This window comes from Pseudomonas sp. PDM19, assembly GCF_014852215.1.
Taxonomy (GTDB): domain Bacteria; phylum Pseudomonadota; class Gammaproteobacteria; order Pseudomonadales; family Pseudomonadaceae; genus Pseudomonas.
Window position 1 is genome coordinate 812,932 of the sequence record NZ_JACVBG010000003.1, and the last position, 16,446, is coordinate 829,377.

Below are 16,446 nucleotides of genomic sequence, written 5' to 3' on the forward strand. Positions count from 1 at the left end.
GCTGCTGCTCGCATGCTTGCTTGGCACTATGACGGTCTCCGCGCAGGACTACCGCAACTGCGCCCGTTCCTGGCAGATCGACCACCCGCCGCAACGCATCCTCGCCCTCAACCAGCACGCTGCCGACCTGCTGCTGGCGCTGGGCGTCGGAGAGAGGCTGATCGGCGTGGCCTACATCGATGACGATCTCGACCTGACCAAAGGAAGCTATCGGGGTGTGCCGCTGCTATCGCGTCAGTACCCGTCGGCGGAAGCGGTCTACGCGCAGCGCCCGGACCTGGTGGTGGCCGGGTTTGCCTCGGCCTTCCGGCTGGGCAACCTCTCCCGCGAGGAACTGGCCGGCCATGGCGTCGCCAGCTATCTGCTGGATGCCGGTTGTGGCGCGTGGCAGGACGATCTGTTCGCCGGTGTCGAGGCGGACCTGACGACACTGGGGGGCCTGCTCGGCGAGCAGCAGCGGGCACAGAAGCTGATCCGCCAGCAACACGCCGAACTGGCCCAGGCACGCCGCCATTTCTCCGGGAACAAACCGCTGGAAGTCTTCTACCTCGACAGCGCCAGCAACGGCCTGGAGAGCCAGGGGCGGCGCGGCGTGGTCACCCAGTTGCTGCATGCTGCCGGCGCGCACAACCTGTTCGGGGATGTCGACCTGGGAAGCTTTACCGCCAACACCGAACAACTGCTGGCGCGCGACCCGGATGTGATCCTGCTGGCCGATGCGCTTTGGTCCACGGCCGATCAGAAGGTCCGAGCGCTGCGCGCGGACCCGGTGCTCTCGCGCCTGCGCGCCGTGCGCGAAGGGCGCTTCGTGGCCTTGCCTTTCACCCACCTGTTCCCCGGCGTGCACAGCGGCCAGGCCGCGCGCGAGCTGGCGCAGGCGCTGGGTCAGCTCTGAGCAGAGCGTCCCGTCTGTTCGCCGGCCACTGTTCCTACCCAAGTGCCGGAGCCCGTGTTAGAAAACGCCCATCGTTCATTCGGAGGCTGTCATGGGCAAGTTGCGTGTTGGGGTGATTTTCGGTGGGCGTTCGGCGGAGCACGAGGTGTCCCTGCAATCGGCGAAGAATATTGTCGATGCCCTGGATCGCGAGCGCTTCGAACCGGTGCTGGTGGGCATCGACAAGGAGGGCCGCTGGCACCTCAACGATGCCTCCGACTACCTGCTCAACCAGGAAAACCCGGCGTTGATCGCCCTTAACCGCTCCAACCGCGAGCTGGCCGTGGTGCCGGGCAAGGCCGAGCAGCAACTGGTGGAAACCGGCAGCCGCCAGCTGCTCGATCACGTCGACGTGATCTTCCCCATCGTCCACGGTACCCAGGGCGAGGACGGCTGCTTGCAGGGCCTGCTGCGCATGGCCGACATCCCCTTCGTCGGCTCCGACGTGCTGGGCTCGGCCATCTGCATGGACAAGGACGTGAGCAAGCGCCTGCTGCGTGACGCCGGTATCGCCATCACACCCTTCGTCACCCTGACCCGCGCCAACGCCGCGCGTACGCCTTTCGCCGAGGCGCAGCGCAAGCTCGGCCTGCCGCTGTTCATCAAGCCGGCGAACATGGGCTCCTCGGTGGGCGTGAGCAAGGTCGAGGACGAGGCCGCCTACGACGAAGCCGTGCGCCTGGCGCTGGCCTTCGACGACAAGGTGCTGGTGGAGTCCGCCGTGAAGGGCCGCGAGATCGAGTGCGCGGTACTGGGCAACGAGCAGCCCATCGCCAGTGGCTGCGGCGAGATCGTCGTGGGCAGCGGCTTCTACTCCTACGACAGCAAGTACATCGACGAGGACGCGGCCAAGGTCGTGGTGCCGGCGGACATTCCCGCACAGGCCAGCGAGCGTATCCGCCAGCTCGCCGTGGACGCGTTCCTGGCGCTGGAGTGCTCCGGTCTGGCGCGGGTCGACGTGTTCCTCACCGAGACTGGCGAGGTGCTGATCAACGAGCTGAACTCGCTGCCCGGCTTCACCCGCATCAGCATGTACCCCAAGCTCTGGCAGGCCGCCGGGATGACCTACAGCGAGCTGGTCAGCCGGCTGATCGACCTGGCCATCGAGCGCCACGCCGCCCGCCGCAACCTGCAGACCAACCGCTGATCCACAGCCTGGCTCCTGCTTCTGCGCTACCCTGTGTGCCCGTCGCCCGGTTTCGGGCGGCTGGCCCCGTGTCCCCACGACAAGCGCAACAAGGAGCACGAGATGAACACCGTGGTATTCGCCGACGGCACCGCCGTTCCCGCCATCGGCCAGGGCACCTGGCGCATGGGCGAGGACAGCTTCCAGCGCAAGCGCGAGATTGCCGCCCTGCGTGAAGGCATCGAGCGCGGTCTGACCCTGATCGACACCGCCGAGATGTACGCCGAGGGTGGCTCGGAAGAGGTGGTCGGCGAGGCGCTGACCGGCCTGCGCGACCAGGTCTTCCTGGTCAGCAAGGTCTACCCGCACAACGCCAGCCGGCGCGGCATCCCCGAGGCCTGCGAACGCAGCCTGCGGCGCCTGGGCACCGATTGCCTGGACCTCTACCTGCTGCACTGGCGCGGCCAGTATCCGCTGGAGGAAACCGTCGAAACCTTCGAGCGCCTGCGTGAGGCCGGCAAGATCAAGCGCTGGGGCGTGTCCAACTTCGACCTCGACGACCTGCAGGAACTGAACGAACCGGCCTGCGCCACCAACCAGGTGCAGTACAGCCTGGAGGAGCGCGGCATCGAGTGGGACCTGCTGCCCTGGTGCCAGGAAGAGCGCATGCCGCTGATGGCCTACTGCCCGGTGGGGCAGGGCGGCAAGCTGCTGCGCCACCGCGTGCTGGGCGAAATCGCCGGCCGCCACGATGCCACCCCGGCCCGCGTGGCGCTGGCCTGGCTGATCCACCAGCCGGGTGTGATTGCCATTCCCAAGGCGGTGGAGCCGCTGCACGTGCGCGACAACGCCGCCGCGCTGCAACTGCGTCTGACCCCCGAGGACCTCGAAGCCCTCGACGCCGCCTTCCCGCCGCCGACCCGCAAGCGGCACCTGGCGGTGGTCTGACGCCGGAGCCCCGGTCGTCGCTCGCCAGGGCGCGGCCGGGGTGCGGTGCTAGCCTTGCCCCATGGTCACCGACCGGGGAGGGCTGCAGCGATGAGCAACTACACGGCGGACAGCGCCGCCATCAACCGCGTACTGACGGACTACGTCGAGGGCATGACCTTCGGTGACGAGTCGCGCCTGCGCCTGGCGTTCCATCCGTCCTGCAGGATCATCGGCAATTACCATGGCGCGCTGGAGTGGGCGTCGCTGGATGAGTTCATCGGCGCGATCAAGGCTGAGTCGCCGCCTTCCGAAGGCGCGCCGCCGCCGTGGGAGCTGAAGTCGCTGGACATCACCGGCGACAGCGCGGTGGCCAAGGTCACCGACGAGTTCCTCGGCATGCACTTCACCGACTACCTGGCCCTGTTGCGCATCGGCAACGGCTGGCAGATCGTCAACAAGCTCTATTACCTGCACGAATGACGTGGAACGCATCACCCTGCGCGGCACGCCGGAAACCCTGCTGATCACCCTGTACGCCAAGGCGAAGGAGAGCGAGCTGCCCGACAGCCTGCTGGGCGACCGTTTCTCGCGGCAGGCGGTGGAACAGATCGACTACGACTTCGCCCGCCTGCACATCGGCCGCGCCGAGCAGGTGGGCATCGCCCTGCGGGCCCGGCTGTTCGATGACTGGGTGCGCGATTTCCTCGCCCGATACCCGGCCTGCGTGGTCCTGCAACTGGGCTGCGGGCTGGACAGCCGGGTATTGCGCATTGACCCACCGTCCAGCGTGCAGTGGTTCGAGGTGGACTTCCCGGAGGTGATCGCCTTGCGCGAGCGCCTGTATCCCGCGCGGGAAAACTGCCACCTGCTGGCCAGTTCCCTGACTGCGCCGGACTGGTGGCGCGCGGTGCCGACCGGGCGGCCGGTGCTGATGATCGCCGAGGGTGTGTTGCCCTACGTGGAAACCGACGAGGTGTACCGCCTGTTGACTGCGCTGACCGCGCGTTTCGGTCGGGGCGAGTTGCTGTTCGACGGATACAGTCGCCTGGGCATCCGCCTGTTGCAGTGGAACCCGATGATCCGGCGTACCGGCGCTGTATTGCACTGGGGCATCGACGAGCCGCAGGAGCTTGAGCAACAGGTGCCGGCCCTGCGTTTCGTCGATGCCATCGCCGCCTACGACCGCGCGCAGATCGCCCGGCTGTCCCTGGGCATGCGCCTGCTCTACGAGATCACCCTGGCCATTCCGGCGATGCGCCGCATGGGCCGGCTGCTGCGCTATCGCTTCGGCCCAACGTCCTGAGCAGATGGCTGCACCGCGCCCCGGCTGCTTTACTGATGCGTCTACGACGACCTTGTTCAGGAGCTGGCGATGAAGCTCGAGCCGTTGATGGAAATGAACGTGAAGGCCAGTGTGCCGCTGGAGATCGGCCGCGTGCCGCAGGGCCAGCGGCTGATCTCGGCGGCCGGCGGCGGTACCTTCAAGGGACAGCGCCTGAGCGGCGAGGTATTACCCGGCGGCGGCGACTGGATCCTGGTGGACAGTGACGGCGGCTGGCACCTGGAAGTGCGCCTGGTGCTGCGTACCGACGACGGCGCGCGTATCCTGATGCAGCACAACGGCCTGCTGGTGGCCAATCCGAAGATCATCCACGCGGTCTCGCGGGGTGACAGTACCGAGTTCGGCGATACTTATTTCATGATCCAACCGCGCTTCGAGGTCGGCGACGACCGCTACCGCTGGCTCAACCACCAACTGGCGGTGGGCGAAGGACGGCTGGGGCCGGGGTGGGTGGAATACCGGTTGTTTTCATTGGCCAATGGGTGAGTCGATGACTTGTCACAAGCGGCGGGCAAGGTTGCTTCACCAGGCTTCTGGAGACGACGCCATGGCTCTGCCCCCCAACATGCAGCCCGACGACAAGGTCGTGCTGTTCGATGGTACCTGTCGGCTGTGCAACGGCTGGAGCCGCTTCCTCCTGCGCTACGACCGCGAGCGCCGCGTGAAGCTTTGCAGCGTGCAGTCCGCCGAGGGCCAGGCGATTCTCGACTGGTTCGGCCTGCCCACCGGATACTTCGACACCATGCTCTATGTCGATGGCCGCGAAGGCTTCGAGCGTAGCGATGCCTTCCTGCGGGTGATCGGTCAGCTACCGGCGCCCTGGAACTGGTTGCGGGTGCTTTGGCTGGTGCCCCGGCCGCTGCGTGACTGGTTTTACGACCGCGTCGCGCTCAACCGCTACCGCCTGTTCGGCCGCGAGGACATCTGCCTGGTCCCGTCGCCGCAGTATCGCGGGCGCTTCCTTGGCAATGACTAGCGTCGCCATTGCGCGGCTGGCGTTGGGCGTGGTGTTTCTCTACCACGGCCTGGTGCCCAAGCTGCTGTTCCTCAGCCCTGATGAAGTCCGCATGATTGAGGCCCACAACTGGCCACTGTCGACCCTTCGCGTCGCCCAGGTCGCCGGTGCCGCCGAGATCGTCCTGGCGCTGTGCATCCTGCTGCTTCGCCGCAGCCGCTGGCCCTTGTGGCTGGCGGCTTTCGCCCTGCTGGCGCTGCTGGTGGATGTGGCGCTGTTCGCCCCTGAACTGCTGCTGGGTGCCTTCAACCCGGTGTCCACCAACGTCGCCGCTCTGGCGCTTTGCGCCATCGCCCTGCTGGGTGAGCGGGGCGCGCAGCAGTCGCACCCCGTCCGTCCGCGTTAGAAACTCCTGCTCACGCTGGCGACCACGGTCGCCGTGCACACGTCGCCGAAGCCGAACTGCGTGCGGCACTCGTTCTGCGACAGGTCGGTGTCGATGTAGCTCACCCCCCAGTCGAAGCCCACCCATTCATGGCTCAGCTTCGCTTCCCACTCATGGTAGGTATCGCGGGTGTCGCCGCTGCCGGAGAGGTAGAGCGGGTCCTTGGCGTCGTTGCGGCCGTAGCGCACGCGCAGCTTGAACTCCGCCGGCAGCTCGGCGTTGTAGGCCAGGTAGGTGTAGAGGTTGGCCTGGTTCTCGCCGAAGTAGGTCGGGTAGTCGTTGCCATAGTAGGCCGCCACTTCGAAGCCGTAGGCGTGGAGAATCGCGTAGGTGTCGCTCTGGTTGAACTGGGCTTCCTTCGGGTAGGCGTACTTGATGTAGCCCAGGTCCAGGGCGATGTCGTCGTTGGCCTGCCAGTACCAGCCGGCGTAGTAATCGGTTTCCTGGCGGGTCTTCAGGCCGCCGCCGAAGTCGACGTTGGAGGTCCACACGCCCAGGTAGGCGCCGGAGGCATGCTGCAGGGTCAGGCCGAGCTGGGCGGCGGGGTCGTTCTGCGTCTGCGAGATACCGCGGGTGCGGTAGTCGCTGACCAGGGCGGTGTCGATCTGCAGGGCGAAGCCTTCGCCGAGCTCCACGGCCAGGGCGGAGGTGAGCGGGGCGCAGGCGAGCAGCGCGCCGACAAGCCATTGCGGGCGATTCATACGGGGTTCCCTTTGTTGTGATTGTCTGTGGGCAGATGAAAAATCCCGCGCAGCGCCGACCCTCCCGGTCAACTCGGGAAGCTTCGGCAAGGGTTGGGCTGGCGGGCAGGGCGCCGGGGGTGTTCACGCCCCGGCGCAGGAGCCCGGCTCAGAGAGCCGGTTGGTCTTCGGCGCGGTAGATCTCGCGGCCTTCGAACAGGGTGTGGAGCACGCGGGCTTCGTCCAGTTGCTGGTCGGGCACGCTGAACACGTCGCGGTCGAGCACCACCATGTCGGCCTGCTTGCCGGGCGCCAGGGTGCCGATCTTGTCGCCCAGGCCGATAGTCTGGGCGGCGTTGCGGGTGTAGGCATAGAACATGGTCTGGCGATCCACGCGCTCGGCGGCGTTGAGCACGCCTTCCTCGCCCTGGCGGGTGACGGCCTGGTAGATGGCCTTCAGCGGATCGGGTGTGGACACCGGCCAGTCGCTGGCGCCGGCGATCGTGGCGCCGTTGTCCAGCAGCGACTTGGCCGGGTACATGTAGCGGTAGGCCTCGTCGGCGATGTAGGGCTTGACCAGCTCCACGGTGTAGGGCTCGGCGGTGGCCCAGTCCAGCTGCATCGAGGCGATCACGTTCAACCGCTTGAAGCGCGGGAAGTCCTTGGGGTTGACCAGCTGCAGGTGGGTGATCGAGTGGGTCACGCCGCTCTGCCGGTCCTTGCGCGCCTGGGCGACGCCGTTGAGCGATTCGCGCACCGCGCGGTCGCCGATGGCGTGCACGTGCACCAGCCAGCCACGGGCATCGGCGGCGCTGACCAGCTCGCCGAAGTGCTTCGGATCGATCAGCAACTCGCCCGGTTTGTGGCTGTTCTTGTAGTTCTCCAGCAGCGCGGCGGACTGCGCCGGGAATTCGATCACGCCGTCGGCGAACACCTTGATGCCCGGCAGCGTCAGGTTGGGGATGCCCTGGAACTGCTGGCGGACCTTCTCGATGACGTCAAGATCGGCCGGAGTGCTCCTGGGATTGACCACCTGCAGTGCGGCGACGTGGGCGGTGAGTTCGCCGTCGCGAGCCAGGTCGCGGTACACCGGCAGTACGCCGACGGTCTTCTCGGTGGGCTTGATGTTGAATACCGCCTCGCCCGGTGCGCCGTTGGCGGCCGGGTCCATCCAGGCGGTGATGCCGAGGCTGTTGTTGTACTTCACCGCAGCGCGGCCAGCGCGGTCCATGGTCTCGGTACTGGCGGCGGGCATGGTCGCAGCGACCAGGTCGAAGCCCGAGTCCACCAGGAAGCCGGTGGGGGCGAAGTCCTTGCCGTGGGCGATGTTGCCCTGTTCCAGCGAGCTGAGGCCGCGCACCCGTTGGGCGTCCAGCTTGGCGCGCTTGAGCATGGCGGCGTTGGCCCAGGCGGTGTGGTGGTCGCTGCCGATCAGGATCACCGGCACCTTCTCCCATTCGCCATGGTTCAGGCGCTCGGCGAGGCCGTCGGCCTTGGACCAGTAGCTGGAGTTCATGCCGTTCATCACGACGACGTCGCCGTTCTTCGCCTTGCCGCTGTCGCGGTCCTGCTTCAGGCGGGCGACGAAGGCGTCGAGGTCCATCTCTTCATCCATCAGACTGGCGGAGATCAGTTCCAGGCCGCCGAAGATGGAGTGCGAGTGGCTGTCGATGAAGCCGGGCATCAGTACCTTGCCGCCCAGGTCGACCTGCTTGCTGCCGGTGCCGGCGAGTTTGCGGATGTCCTCGTTGGAACCTACCTGCAGCACCTTGCCGCCAGCGACCGCGACGGCCTGCTGCAACGGTTGGCCAGGCTCGGCGGTGAAGACCTTGGCGTTGTACAGGATCAGGTCCGCGTTCTGTGCCTGAGCTTCAAAAGTACCCAGTGCGATGGCGAGCGCCAGCGCGCCCTTGAGCATGCCGTGCATGACTTCCCTCTGCTTTTCGGTGGATTATTGTTGGTCTGCGGCGCAGGCTACTGGCGGACCGGATCGTGCGGAAGTCGCCGCCAGGCATAACACTTGTGAAGGATTGGCACGAATGACGATGGACAGATTCAGCAGCCTGGCAATGTTTGTCGCCAGTGCCGAGACCGGCAGTTTCAGCCGCGCCGCCGAGCAGTTGGGCAAGACGCCCTCGGCGGTGACCAAGGCGGTCGGCCAGCTGGAAATCGAAGTCGGCGCGCGCCTGTTCGAGCGCACCACGCGCAGCATGTCGCTGACCGAAGCCGGCCAGCTCTATCTCGACGGCGCCCGCGAGGTGCTGGCGCGGATGCGCGAGACCACCGAGGAAATCGCCCAGCTGCAGCACAGCCTGCGCGGCGTGTTGCGCATCACCGGGCCACTGATCGTCGGCCCGGTGTTCCTCGACCAGGCCTGCGCCGAGTTCCTCGACCTGCACCCGGACGTGCGCCTGCAGGTGGACCTTTCCGACAGCTATGTCGACCTGCTCGACGGCCGCTACGACCTCGCCCTGCGCATGGGCAACAGCGACCTGCCGGGCCTGATCGCCCAACCCCTGGCCGAGAGCCGCCTGATCATGTGCGCCAGCCCGGCCTACCTGGCCCGGCGCGGCACACCGCGGCACCCCAGCGAGATCGTCGATCACGATTGCCTGGTCTACCGCCATCCTGCGCTGGATGACCGCTGGTGGTTCGATGTGGAAGGTGAGCGCTTCTCCACCCCGCGCAACGGCCGTCTGAACAGCGACAACCAGGCGGTGCTGCTCACCGCCTGCCTGGCCGGGCACGGCCTGTTGCCGTGCCCGCACTGGAGCGTGCTGGAGCACCTGCGCAGTGGGCGGCTGGTGACGGTGCTGGAAGACTACTTCTTCGAACCGGATACCTTCGGCGCGCAGATCCTCGCCGTGTACCCGAGCAACCGCCGGGCGACGCGCAAGATCCATGCGTTCATCGAGCACCTGCGCGACTACCTGCGGCGCGACGGCATCCTTTAAGGATCAGAGCAGCGCCCCGGCCCAGGCCGATACCAGCAGCAGGATCGCCATCAACTGGTTGAGTCGCTGCATCTGCGTGGGCGAAAGCAGGCGCTGGCTGCCGATACCCAGGCCGGCCCAGACCGCCGTGCAGGGAATCGACACGACGAAGAACAGCAGCGACAGCAGTTGCACGCGGTCCAGCCGGTCGACGCCGTGGCCGGCATACACGCTGATCACCGCCAGCGCCATCATCCAGGTCTTGGGGTTGACCAGTTGCAGCGCGGCGGCGCCGAGTGCGCCCAGGCGGGCGGCGTCGCCGTCGCGCGCAAGGTCTGCCGGAGGGCTGCGGAAGATCTGCCACGCCAGCCAGCTCAGCCAGAGCACGCCGACCACGCTCATCGCCTGTTGTACGCGCGGCAGGCTGGCCAGCACTTCACCCAGGCCGCTGCCCACGGCGAGTACCAGTGCGGCGGCCGCCGCGCAGCCGCCGAACATGATCGGCAGCGCGGCGCCCCAGCCGAAGCGGGCGCTGTTGCTGAACACCAGCAGGTTGGTCGGCCCCGGCGTGATCGAGGCGACGAAGGCGAAGAGAACGAAGGGCAGCCATTGGCCGAGCTGCGAGAAGTGCATGGCGGGAACTCCGGTAAATCCGTGGGAGCTCATCTTCGCCACTGCGGCGGGCTCAGTCTGGAAGCTTTGAGCAGCGCTTGCGGTAGTAGGCGGGGGTTACGCCATAGGCGCGGCGGAACCAGCGGCCGAGGTGGCTCTGGTCGGCGAAACCGAGGTCGGCGGCGATGTCCGCGGGCGCCAGGCCGCGACCAAGCAATTGCCGCGCTCGGGCCAGGCGCAGCTGGATCAGGTAGGCATGGGGCGGCAGGCCGAAGGCCTGCTTGAAGGCGCGGGTCAGGCGGAAGCGGTCACAGCCACTAGCGCGGGCCAGGTCGTCGAGGCCGATATCGGCGGTCAGGTTGGCGTGCAGGAAGTCCCGCGCGCGCTGCGCCACCATGGGCAGATGAACCTGCGCTTCACCGCGCTGGCGCCAGTGCAGGTGGCGGGTCATGCCGTCGAGCAGCTCGTCCATGGCGGTCTGGCGGACGATTCTCAGGTCGTTGCCGTGCACCGCCTGGAAGGCGTTGTCGACGCGTCGCGCCAGTCGCGGGTCGTCGATCAGCAGCTCGGGCACGCTCAGCTGGCAGTTGCCCGGCGCCTCTTCGAACAGCGTGCCGATCTCGCGTTCCAGCCAGGGCGCGTCGAGGTACAGGGTGCGGTAGGTGAAGCCGCCTTCGGTGGGCGCCTCGCCATCGTGGATGTCGCCGGGCTCAAGGAAGAACACCTGGCCGGTGGTACTGATGTAGCGCTGGTTGCGGCTGCGGAACTGCTGGACACCCGACTCGGTGTAGCCGATCAGGTAGCTGTCGTGCCAGTGCGGGTCGTAGGCGTGGCCCTTGAAGTGCGCGCGCAGGCTCTGGATGCCGGTGTCGGCATCCTGCAGCAGGTCGATCCAGTTGTCTTTGTGCATGGGCCGCCTCCGCACCGCTTGCCCGGTCGGCCAGCATACCGCGCGTGGAGTGGCTGTCTGGAAGATTCGTGCAGCCATCGATCCGATGGCTGCACGATCGGGGGGCGATCAGCCGGCGGCAGCCTCGAAGCTGTCGCTGCGCGCCATGCGCCAGATGCGCTCGTAGAACTCGCCTTCGATGTTGCCCGAGAGCAGTTCGCCGGGTTTGAGGAAGTAGTGCAGGTGCGAGAACAGGCGGATCTCGGTGGCCGAGACGCGGCGTACCAGGTGCTTGGCTTCCAGCTGCGACGGATGCTGGATGCCGGCGGCGGCGATCATCTCGGCCAGGCCTTTGAGCGTGTTGCGGTGGAAGTGGTAGACGCGCTCGGCCTTGTCCGGCACCACCAGGGCGCGCTGGCGCAGCGGGTCCTGGGTAGCGACGCCGGTGGGGCACTTGTTGGTGTGGCAGCTCTGGCTCTGGATGCAGCCGATGGCGAACATGAAGCCGCGCGCCGAGTTGGCCCAGTCGGCGCCCATGGCCAGCACGCTGGCGATGTCGAAGGCGCTGACGACCTTGCCGCTGGCGCCGATGCGGATCTTGTCGCGCAGGTTCAGGCCGACCAGGGTGTTGTGCACGAACAGCAGGCCCTCGCGCATCGGCAGGCCCATGTGGTCGGTGAACTCCAGGGGCGCGGCGCCGGTGCCGCCTTCCTTGCCGTCGACGACGATGAAGTCGGGGAGGATGCCGGTCTCGTGCATGGCCTTGGCGATGCCCATGAATTCCCACGGGTGGCCGATGCACAGCTTGAAGCCCACCGGCTTGCCGCCGGAGAGTTCGCGCAGCTGGACGATGAAGTTCAGCAGGCCGTGGGGCGAATCGAAGGCGCTGTGGGAGGAGGGCGAGATGCAGTCCTGGCCCATGGGCACGCCACGGGTGGAAGCGATTTCCGGGGTCACCTTGTGCTTGGGCAGGATGCCGCCGTGGCCGGGCTTGGCGCCCTGGCTGAGCTTGATCTCGATCATCTTCACCTGCGGGTCGACTGCCTGCTTGGCGAAGCGCTCGGGGCTGAAGGTGCCGTCGTCGTTGCGGCAGCCGAAGTAGCCGCTGCCCAGTTCCCAGGTCAGGTCGCCGCCGTACTCGCGGTGGTAGGGGCTGATGCTGCCTTCGCCGGTGTCATGGATGAAGCCGCCGAGCTTGGCGCCCTTGTTCAGCGCGCGGATGGCGTTGGCGCTGAGCGAGCCGAAGCTCATCGCCGAGATGTTGAACACCGAGATGGAGTAGGGCTGCTTGCACTCCGGGCCGCCGACGGTGACGCGGAAGGTGCAGGGGTCGGCCACCGGGGCGGGGCGGATAGAGTGGGCGATGAACTCGAAGCCCGATTGGTAGACGTCGATCAGGGTGCCGAAGGGCTTGTCGGCGGTCTCGTTCTTCGCCCGCGAGTACACCAGGGCGCGCTGGGCGCGGGAGAAGGGCAGGGCCTCCTGGTCGCCTTCGAGCAGGTACTGGCGGATTTCCGGGCGGATGGCTTCCACCAGGTAGCGGATGTTGCCCAGGACCGGGTAGTTGCGGCGTACCGCATGGCGTTCCTGCAGCAGGTCGAAGACCCCGAGCACGCTCAGGGCGAAGGTGGTGAGGGTGAAGGGCCATACCCAGTCATGCCCGAGGAAGGGCAGGCTGAGCACGGTGAACAGGACGCACGCGGCGAAAAAGGCATAGCGGCTGAGCAGCGACAGGTTCATGGAGTCTCCAGTCGTCGGGCTTTTGATCACGGTCAGGTTGGCCAAAAGGGCCGCCACAGAGCATGGCAGGCATCGCGCGAACGCGCCTGGGTAAAGGTCAATGCGGCGGACTTTCGGAAGTCTTTCTAGTTCTGGCGGGCATCGACGGTAGCCCGAAGCGAGGGAAAAAGAAAGCTAGCTAACGATTTTCTCCGGGGCTGAGAAAGGCTGTTTCGGGGGCTGCAAGAAATAGCTGGTACTGCTTCCTTCTGTGGGATCGTGCCTAGGTTTTCCCTCACCCCAGCCCTCTCCCAGAGGGAGAGGGGGCAATTCGTGCCGGCTGACGCGATGGTTTCATCCTGCTCCGTAAGATCCCCTCTCCCGCTTGCGGGAGAGGGCTAGGGTGAGGGGCTCTTGACCTTGTAGGAGAAACGCGGGGTGCCTGGGTCATGCCCGCGAACCCGCGCTCAGCCGGACTAACAGGCAATCACGTTCACCGCCAGCCCGCCCTTCGCCGTCTCCTTGTACTTGTCCATCATGTCGCGGCCGGTGTCGCGCAGGGTGTCGATGGCCTTGTCGAGGCTGACCAGGTGCTGGCCGTCGCCGCGCAGGGCGAGCTGGGCGGCGTTGATGGCCTTGAGCGAGGCCATGGCGTTGCGTTCGATGCAGGGCACCTGGACCAGCCCGGCCACCGGGTCGCAGGTCAGGCCGAGGTTGTGCTCAAGGCCGATCTCGGCGGCGTTTTCCACCTGCTCCAGGCTGCCGCCCAACACTTCCGCCAGGCCCCCGGCAGCCATGGCGCAGGCTGATCCGACCTCGCCCTGGCAACCGACTTCGGCACCGGAGATGGAGGCGTTGAGCTTGCACAGGATGCCAATGGCAGCAGCGGTCAGCAGGTAGCGTTCGATTCCTTCGGCATTGGCGTGGGCGTCGTAGCGCGCGTAGTAATGCAGCACCGCCGGGACTATGCCGGCCGCGCCGTTGGTGGGCGCGGTCACCACGCGCCCGCCGGCGGCGTTCTCCTCGTTCACCGCCAGCGCCCAGAGGTCCACCCAGTCCAGCGCGCCGAGGGTGGTGGCGATCAGGTTGCCGCTGTCCGCCTCGTTGAGCCGTCGGAACAGCATGGGCGCACGGCGCCGCACCTTGAGGCCGCCGGGCAGCGTGCCTTCGGTTTCCAGCCCACGGTTCACGCAGGCCTGCATTTCGTCCCAGATATGCGCAAGGCCTGCATGGATCTCCTCGTCGCTGCGCAATGCGCGTTCGTTGGCCCACATCAGGTCGCTGATGCGTTTGAAACCCTGCTCGTGGCACAGGCGCAGCAGTTCCTCGGCGCTGTGGAAGGGGTAGGGCATCGGGTTGCCCTGCAGGGCGCGGTCGGTGTTGAAGTCCTGCGCATCCACCACGAAGCCGCCGCCAACCGAATAGCAGATGCGCTCGGCCAGCAGTTCGCCGTTGTCGTCCAGCGCGCGCAGGTGCAGGCCGTTGGGGTGGGCGGGCAGGCTGTCGTCGTGGAAGACCAACTGGCGCGCCGGGTCGAAGTCGATCTCCTGCACGCCGCCCAGGCGCAGGCGATGGCGCAGCAGGATGTCGTCCACCTGCGGGGCGAGGGCCGCAGGATCAGCTTCGGCCGGATCAATGCCGAGCAGGCCGATCAGGCAGGCGCGGTCGGTGGCGTGACCCTTGCCGGTGGCGCTGAGAGAGCCGTAGAGATGTACTTCCACGGCGGCAGTGCGCGGCAGCAGATCGTCGTCGCGCAGGCGGTCGACGAACTCGCGGGTGGCGCGCATCGGCCCCACGGTGTGGGAGCTGGACGGCCCGACGCCGGGCTTGAACATATCGAAGACGCTGAGGCTCATGGGATTTCCTCCTGTCCTCAAGCATGGACCCGCGTGGCCCCGAATGCTCACCGACCGCCCTACGTGCTGACCGCTTGGTGGCCAAGTGCTTTACGGCGCCCGTATGAGTGAGGCGGAGTGCTCTCAGCCCTGCGCCTGCAGGAACAGCGAGAACAGTTCCGACTGCGACTTGATCCCCAGCTTGGCGTACATGTGCTTGCGGTGGACCTTCACCGTCTCGGCGGAAATGGCCAGCTTGCGGGCGATTTCCTTGCTGGAGCAGCCACTGAGCATCAGGCGGCCGACTTCCAGCTCGCGGGCGGTGAGCGGGGTTTCCATCTGCTGCGCTGTGGACTCCAGACGGTTCTGCCAGCGCGGCGGCGGGGGCGCTTCCTGGACTTCGCGCTCGAAGGCCATGCGCTGGCGCATCAGGCCGGCGACCCAGGGTTGCACCAGGGCAAGCAGGGCGATCTGCTCCGGGGTGAAGCGGCCCTTGCTGCCCACCGAGCAGCAAAGGGTGCGTTCGCTGTCGAGCTGCACGTTGATCTGCACTTCGTCGGCGACCACGTTCAGGCTGAAGTAGCGCTGGAAGTAGTCGGTCTGCTCGAACATCTCCGGCGCCACGTCATCGAGGCGGAACAGTCCGCTGCCGGGCGCCTCGCGGCTGGCGATGTAGAAAGGATCGAGCAGATAGAGGCCCTTGAGGTAGTCCTGGAACAGCGGATCGGGGCCGCCATCCTCGCCCGGGCATTCGGCGAAAACCTGGGGACGGCCGTCGCTGAAGAGCAGCACGACCCAGCTGTCGAAGGGTACATACTGGCCCAGCAGGCGCACCAGCGAGGTCCAGAAGTTCGGCTTGTCCAGCGCCTCGATCAGTTGCCCGACCGAGCGGTGCCAGGCGATATCCTGAAGGGAAAGGCTCATGACTCTACCCCCGATGGGTTACCACGCGGGCGTAATTACCCGGTGATGGCACGCCCGGCATACTCGGTGGATGCCTTGAGCCGGCGCGGTGCGCATTCTGACCCTTTTGCATCGTCTGGTCACTGGAAGACAAGAATCCGAGGAAGCCCCATGAAAGTAGAACTCGTCCAACTCGCCGGCCGTGATGGCGATGTGGCCTGGAACCTGGCCCGCACCCTGGAGGCCATCCACGCCTGCGCCGACGACACCCAGCTGGTGGTGTTCCCCGAGACCCAGCTGACCGGCTTCCCCACCGAGCAGAACATCGCCGCCATCGCCGAGCCGGTGGACGGCCCCAGCGTGCAGGCCGTCCAGCAGGCCGCGCGGGAGAAGAACATCAGCGTCGCCGTGGGCTTCGCCGAGGCCGCCGATGGCCGCTTCTACAACACCACGCTGCTGATCACCCCCGAAGGCATCGCCCTGAAGTACCGCAAGACGCACCTGTGGGCGTCGGACCGCGGCATCTTCACCCCCGGCGATCGCTACGCCACCTGCCTGTGGAACGGCATCCGCGTCGGCATCGTGATCTGCTTCGACATCGAGTTCCCCGAGTCCGCCCGTGCGCTGGGCCAGCTTGGCGCCGAGCTGATCATCGTGACCAACGGCAACATGGACCCCTACGGCCCGACCCACCGCACCGCGATCATGGGCCGCGCCATGGAAAACCAGGCCTACGCGGTGATGGTCAACCGCGTTGGCGCAGGCGATGACGACCTGGTGTTTGCTGGCGGCAGCGCCGTGGTCGACCCCTACGGCCAACTGATCGTCGAAGCCGGCCGCGAAGAGTGCCGGCAGATCGTCGAGCTGGACTTCGAGCGCCTGGCGCAGTCGCGCCGCGACTACAGCTACCTGGCCGAGCGCCGCTTCGTGCTGCCCGGCGAGATGCGCGAGCACGCAAGCGGTCTGCGCGAGCTGATCATTCCCACCTGAGTTTCCTCTCCGGCCCACTGCAACCGGGCCGGGGCGCAGGGCCGCGCCGCCACAGCGTTATTCCACATTCGACGGGCGACCAGAGCGCCCGCGAGGCCTGCGGGTGAGCGCAGGCCAGCACTTTGCACTGCCATAACAAACACAACGCGGAGT

Annotated in this window: 17 protein-coding genes; 10 read left to right on the plus strand and 7 right to left on the minus strand. The window is 66.9% G+C overall.

The features are described from left to right. The first annotated feature begins 28 nt into the window (after positions 1-28). The 8 genes from IB273_RS19655 to IB273_RS19690 all read left to right on the plus strand — a co-directional run bounded on the left by IB273_RS19655 (position 29) and on the right by IB273_RS19690 (position 5,693). Positions 29-895, plus strand: a complete 867-nt coding sequence (locus IB273_RS19655; protein WP_192224823.1) for an ABC transporter substrate-binding protein — start codon at positions 29-31, stop codon at positions 893-895. 91 nt (positions 896-986) lie between these two features. Beyond that, the gene (gene ddlA / locus IB273_RS19660) at positions 987-2,081 is read left to right on the plus strand and encodes a D-alanine--D-alanine ligase (protein ID WP_081517669.1); all 1,095 of its coding nucleotides are present in this window, start codon (positions 987-989) and stop codon (positions 2,079-2,081) included. A 102-nt stretch (positions 2,082-2,183) separates the two neighbouring features. Then, the gene (locus IB273_RS19665) at positions 2,184-3,008 is read left to right on the plus strand and encodes an aldo/keto reductase (RefSeq protein WP_081517670.1); all 825 of its coding nucleotides are present in this window, start codon (positions 2,184-2,186) and stop codon (positions 3,006-3,008) included. A 90-nt stretch (positions 3,009-3,098) separates the two neighbouring features. Next, complete coding sequence (locus tag IB273_RS19670; RefSeq protein WP_151186155.1) at positions 3,099-3,470, plus strand: nuclear transport factor 2 family protein; 372 nt, start codon at positions 3,099-3,101, stop codon at positions 3,468-3,470. A 1-nt stretch (position 3,471) separates the two neighbouring features. Then, positions 3,472-4,293: a class I SAM-dependent methyltransferase gene (locus tag IB273_RS19675; protein ID WP_192224824.1), complete on the plus strand. Its 822-nt coding sequence runs from the start codon at positions 3,472-3,474 to the stop codon at positions 4,291-4,293. Between the two features lie 69 nt (positions 4,294-4,362). Continuing rightward, positions 4,363-4,818: a DUF3237 domain-containing protein gene (locus tag IB273_RS19680; protein WP_151186157.1), complete on the plus strand. Its 456-nt coding sequence runs from the start codon at positions 4,363-4,365 to the stop codon at positions 4,816-4,818. A 61-nt stretch (positions 4,819-4,879) separates the two neighbouring features. Next, complete coding sequence (locus tag IB273_RS19685) at positions 4,880-5,308, plus strand: thiol-disulfide oxidoreductase DCC family protein (RefSeq protein ID WP_081517674.1); 429 nt, start codon at positions 4,880-4,882, stop codon at positions 5,306-5,308. Beyond that, on the plus strand, positions 5,301-5,693 hold the full coding sequence (locus IB273_RS19690; RefSeq protein ID WP_192224825.1) for a DoxX-like family protein: 393 nt from the start codon (positions 5,301-5,303) through the stop codon (positions 5,691-5,693). Before IB273_RS19685 ends, IB273_RS19690 begins: the two co-directional genes overlap by 8 nt. On the opposite strand, the gene IB273_RS19695 is transcribed toward IB273_RS19690, so the two are convergent. Further along, positions 5,690-6,433, minus strand: coding sequence for a TorF family putative porin (locus tag IB273_RS19695; RefSeq protein WP_151186159.1), 744 nt, complete (start codon positions 6,431-6,433; stop codon positions 5,690-5,692). The two genes, IB273_RS19690 and IB273_RS19695, sit on opposite strands and share 4 nt — an antisense overlap. 148 nt (positions 6,434-6,581) lie before the next feature. Beyond that, complete coding sequence (locus IB273_RS19700) at positions 6,582-8,339, minus strand: amidohydrolase (RefSeq protein ID WP_192224826.1); 1,758 nt, start codon at positions 8,337-8,339, stop codon at positions 6,582-6,584. 118 nt (positions 8,340-8,457) lie between these two features. On the opposite strand from IB273_RS19700, the gene IB273_RS19705 reads away from it, so the two are divergent. Next, the gene (locus IB273_RS19705; protein WP_081518174.1) at positions 8,458-9,366 is read left to right on the plus strand and encodes a LysR family transcriptional regulator; all 909 of its coding nucleotides are present in this window, start codon (positions 8,458-8,460) and stop codon (positions 9,364-9,366) included. A 3-nt stretch (positions 9,367-9,369) separates the two neighbouring features. Here IB273_RS19705 and IB273_RS19710 read toward each other — a convergent pair whose 3' ends face one another. From IB273_RS19710 to IB273_RS19730, 5 genes are all read right to left on the minus strand, one after another. Next, entirely contained in the window at positions 9,370-9,978 is a 609-nt protein-coding gene (locus tag IB273_RS19710) for a LysE family translocator (protein ID WP_081517678.1), read from the minus strand. A gap of 52 nt (positions 9,979-10,030) precedes the next feature. Further along, positions 10,031-10,867, minus strand: a complete 837-nt coding sequence (locus IB273_RS19715; RefSeq protein ID WP_192210043.1) for an AraC family transcriptional regulator — start codon at positions 10,865-10,867, stop codon at positions 10,031-10,033. A gap of 108 nt (positions 10,868-10,975) precedes the next feature. After that, positions 10,976-12,586: an FMN-binding glutamate synthase family protein gene (locus IB273_RS19720; protein WP_081517682.1), complete on the minus strand. Its 1,611-nt coding sequence runs from the start codon at positions 12,584-12,586 to the stop codon at positions 10,976-10,978. A 455-nt stretch (positions 12,587-13,041) separates the two neighbouring features. Further along, a complete protein-coding gene (locus IB273_RS19725; protein ID WP_081517683.1) occupies positions 13,042-14,421 on the minus strand; it encodes an L-serine ammonia-lyase in 1,380 nt (459 codons plus the stop codon). 123 nt (positions 14,422-14,544) lie between these two features. Further along, positions 14,545-15,324, minus strand: coding sequence for a helix-turn-helix transcriptional regulator (locus tag IB273_RS19730; RefSeq protein WP_081517684.1), 780 nt, complete (start codon positions 15,322-15,324; stop codon positions 14,545-14,547). A 150-nt stretch (positions 15,325-15,474) separates the two neighbouring features. On the opposite strand from IB273_RS19730, the gene IB273_RS19735 reads away from it, so the two are divergent. After that, positions 15,475-16,293 (plus strand): carbon-nitrogen hydrolase family protein, encoded by an 819-nt coding sequence (locus IB273_RS19735; RefSeq protein ID WP_192224827.1) that lies wholly within the window; start codon positions 15,475-15,477, stop codon positions 16,291-16,293. Positions 16,294-16,446: the final 153 nt, after the last annotated feature.

Coding starts and splice junctions, on each gene's coding strand:
- IB273_RS19690 (WP_192224825.1), top strand. CDS start 5,301: ATGACTAGCGTCGCCATTGCGCGGCTGGCGTTGGGCGTGGTGTTTCTC.
- IB273_RS19655 (WP_192224823.1), top strand. CDS start 29: ATGACGGTCTCCGCGCAGGACTACCGCAACTGCGCCCGTTCCTGGCAG.
- ddlA (WP_081517669.1), top strand. CDS start 987: ATGGGCAAGTTGCGTGTTGGGGTGATTTTCGGTGGGCGTTCGGCGGAG.
- IB273_RS19720 (WP_081517682.1), bottom strand. CDS start 12,586: ATGAACCTGTCGCTGCTCAGCCGCTATGCCTTTTTCGCCGCGTGCGTC.
- IB273_RS19710 (WP_081517678.1), bottom strand. CDS start 9,978: ATGCACTTCTCGCAGCTCGGCCAATGGCTGCCCTTCGTTCTCTTCGCC.
- IB273_RS19680 (WP_151186157.1), top strand. CDS start 4,363: ATGAAGCTCGAGCCGTTGATGGAAATGAACGTGAAGGCCAGTGTGCCG.
- IB273_RS19725 (WP_081517683.1), bottom strand. CDS start 14,421: ATGAGCCTCAGCGTCTTCGATATGTTCAAGCCCGGCGTCGGGCCGTCC.
- IB273_RS19665 (WP_081517670.1), top strand. CDS start 2,184: ATGAACACCGTGGTATTCGCCGACGGCACCGCCGTTCCCGCCATCGGC.
- IB273_RS19700 (WP_192224826.1), bottom strand. CDS start 8,339: ATGCACGGCATGCTCAAGGGCGCGCTGGCGCTCGCCATCGCACTGGGT.
- IB273_RS19730 (WP_081517684.1), bottom strand. CDS start 15,324: ATGAGCCTTTCCCTTCAGGATATCGCCTGGCACCGCTCGGTCGGGCAA.
- IB273_RS19685 (WP_081517674.1), top strand. CDS start 4,880: ATGGCTCTGCCCCCCAACATGCAGCCCGACGACAAGGTCGTGCTGTTC.
- IB273_RS19735 (WP_192224827.1), top strand. CDS start 15,475: ATGAAAGTAGAACTCGTCCAACTCGCCGGCCGTGATGGCGATGTGGCC.
- IB273_RS19670 (WP_151186155.1), top strand. CDS start 3,099: ATGAGCAACTACACGGCGGACAGCGCCGCCATCAACCGCGTACTGACG.
- IB273_RS19705 (WP_081518174.1), top strand. CDS start 8,458: ATGGACAGATTCAGCAGCCTGGCAATGTTTGTCGCCAGTGCCGAGACC.
- IB273_RS19695 (WP_151186159.1), bottom strand. CDS start 6,433: ATGAATCGCCCGCAATGGCTTGTCGGCGCGCTGCTCGCCTGCGCCCCG.
- IB273_RS19715 (WP_192210043.1), bottom strand. CDS start 10,867: ATGCACAAAGACAACTGGATCGACCTGCTGCAGGATGCCGACACCGGC.